Annotated in this window: 1 protein-coding gene; it reads left to right on the forward strand. The window is 43.0% G+C overall.

Annotated features, from left to right (window positions below; translation table 11 throughout):
* Nucleotides 1-95: 95 nt before the first annotated feature.
* Nucleotides 96-1,421: an IS4 family transposase gene (locus R7Z77_RS23915; protein WP_213916580.1), complete on the forward strand. Its 1,326-nt coding sequence runs from the start codon at nucleotides 96-98 to the stop codon at nucleotides 1,419-1,421.
* The last annotated feature ends 9 nt before the right edge of the window (nucleotides 1,422-1,430 follow it).

A 1,430-nucleotide genomic window follows, 5' to 3' on the forward strand; every position in this document is an offset into this window, starting at 1 on the left:
CTAATGCCGATCAGTTAAGACTTTAATCGGCAGATCAGTTGAATGATCCTACCAACATGTAACAATCCGATAGACCCTGTTTATCGGATTTTTTTATGCACGTTTCTCAAGCCCTCGACATCATCAATAACTACAAACCGAATCAAGTCGAAACTCTCGCAGACCTCCTACCTATAGAGCTAATTAATGATGCTTACGAACTGACTGATACCGTCACCCTTCGAAAGCGAAAACTGACTTTAGAATCTATGGCGTGGTTGTTAGTTGGAATGGCTATATATAACGATAAATCCATGGCTGATATTGTAAATATGCTCGATATTGTTGATCGCTCAGGTAAACCATTTGTCGCTCCAAGTGCATTAACGCAACGAAGAAAAAATCTCGGTGAATCAGCAGCTAAAGCTCTTTTTGAGTGTACGCAAAGTCATTGGTTTAAGCAGGCTAATTTACCAAACTGGAACGAACTCACTCTTCTTGGCGTTGATGGTGTTTTGTGGCGCACTGAGGACTCGAAAGAGAACGCAGAAACGTTTGCAAAGCCTACCAATCGTGACGGTAAAGAAACACAGTACCCACAAGTACGCATGGTATGTCAGATGGAGTTGAGCAGCCATTTAATCACAGGCAGTGCCTTTGGCTGTTATAGCGTCAATGAAATGAAGTTAGCAGAGCAACTTATAGAGACGACACCTGATAATAGCTTAACCCTTTTCGACAAAGGCTTTTACTCCCTTGGCCTACTTCAAGCGTGGAGCTCACAAGGAATAAATCGACATTGGCTTATCCCGATGAAAAAAGGACTCACTTACGAAGTCGTCCAGTCGCTTGGCCGACAAGATAAACTGATCAAACTGAAGAGTAATCCGCAAGCGCGTAAGAAATGGCCAGAGCTAGAACAAGAAGTTGTTGTACGTTTAATCACGAGAGTCAAAGATGGTAAGCAATACGATGTTCTCACCTCAATGCTTGATCCTATGCTCTACCCAAAGTCAGATATCGTGGGCTTATATGGGTATCGTTGGGAAATTGAACTCGGATACCGTGAGCAAAAACAGTACATGCTTGGTAACCGACTCACGCTTCGAAGTCGACTCCCTGAATTAGTGAAGCAAGAGCTCTGGGGAATACTACTGACCTATAACTTAATCAGGTATCAAATGGTGCAGATGTGTAATACGTTGAAAGGAGATTACTTGCCATATCAACTTAGCTTCAATGGGGCATTAGCTCACATCATGCGCCTGATAGTGGGACTTCCATACTCGTCACCAGGAGCAATCCCGAGGCAACTCCAAAACTTCTACTCAATGAGTGAGAGTTTAATACTAGAACCTAGACGAGAAAGATCCTTCCCTAGAGTCGTTAAGAAAAAACCAAGCCGATACCCTAGAAAAAACAATGCCGCTCACCTTAAGTGAACGGCATTA

It is taken from the genome of Vibrio sp. 1401 (assembly GCF_033340295.1).